General features: G+C 73.0%; 2 protein-coding genes. Both read left to right on the top strand.

The window, feature by feature from the left end; translation table 11 throughout:
• Positions 1-458, top strand: a 458-nt coding sequence (locus tag J0695_RS31215; RefSeq protein WP_206967747.1) for a phosphotransferase family protein, incomplete at its 5' end; no start/stop codon positions are given.
• A 42-nt stretch (positions 459-500) separates the two neighbouring features.
• A partial coding sequence (locus J0695_RS31210; RefSeq protein WP_206967749.1) for a TFIIB-type zinc ribbon-containing protein occupies positions 501-663 on the top strand: 163 nt, incomplete at its 3' end.

Here is a 663-nt window from a genome sequence, read left to right as displayed (position 1 = left end):
GGGGAGGGCCCGCCTGGGCCCGCGACGAGGCCCCCGCGCCAGGGGCCTCGTACCTCTGCCACGGTGATCTTCATCTCGGACAGCTCGTCAGACACCCCGTCCCCGAAGGGCCTTGGCTGCTGATCGACATCGACGACCTGGGCCACGGCGACCCGGCCTGGGACCTGGCCCGCCCGGCGGCCTGGTACGCCGCCGGCCTGCTCCCGCCGGCCGCCTGGACCCGCTTCCTGGCCGCCTACCGGGCCGCGCGGGGCCCGGCCGTTCCCCCCGAGGGCGCCGACCCCTGGCCCCGGCTGGACGTTCCCGCCCGTGCCCTCACCGTGCAGACCGCCGCCATCGCCCTCGCCAAGTCGACGGCCCGGAAGCGTGAACTCGACGAGGCGGAGCGGGCGATGCTCGCGTCCTGTGTCCGAATTGCCGCCCTCCCGCCCGAGTTGGCGCGCGATCCGTCATCGTAGGGTGAGCAGGTCCAGTCACAACGGCGAGGAGTTGAGCCGAGCATGCAGTGTCCCAAGTGCCATGCACCGATGCACACGTACAACCGCAATGGCGTCCAGATCGAGCAGTGCAGCGGCTGCCGGGGGGTATTCCTGGACTACGGGGAGCTCGAGTCGCTGACCCGCCTCGAGTCGCAGTGGAGCCAGCAGGCCCCGCCCCCGCCGC

This window comes from Streptomyces beijiangensis (assembly GCF_017315755.1).
In the GTDB taxonomy this organism is placed as follows: domain Bacteria; phylum Actinomycetota; class Actinomycetes; order Streptomycetales; family Streptomycetaceae; genus Streptomyces; species Streptomyces beijiangensis.
The sequence above is the reverse complement of the archived record's forward strand: the minus strand, read 5'-3'. Positions and strand labels throughout refer to the sequence as shown.